Annotated in this window: 1 protein-coding gene; it reads left to right on the forward strand. The window is 59.3% G+C overall.

What is annotated here, in order from left to right; translation table 11 throughout:
* A partial coding sequence (locus tag GYB81_RS24235) for a hypothetical protein (protein ID WP_161898033.1) occupies positions 1 to 226 on the forward strand: 226 nt, incomplete at both ends.

The raw sequence follows: 226 nt of genomic DNA on the forward strand, positions 1-226 counted from the left end.
ACCGTTTCCTTCCGCACTGGCCGCTATCTGGTCGCCCTGCTCTGGTCGTGGTCCCTGCCCTTCCTGATCGGCGCAGCACTCGGCGGCCTCTACATCAGTCATGCGCATATAGAGATTCTGGAAGCGAACGATGACCTGTTCCTTCGTTCATTCGAAGCCGTCATCGACCAATGCAAAACCGCCCACAGCGATCCGGCCAACGCCGCCGATGCTGAACAGGTCAAGG

Source organism: Pseudomonas yangonensis, assembly GCF_009932725.1.
In the GTDB taxonomy this organism is placed as follows: Bacteria; Pseudomonadota; Gammaproteobacteria; order Pseudomonadales; family Pseudomonadaceae; genus Aquipseudomonas; species Aquipseudomonas yangonensis.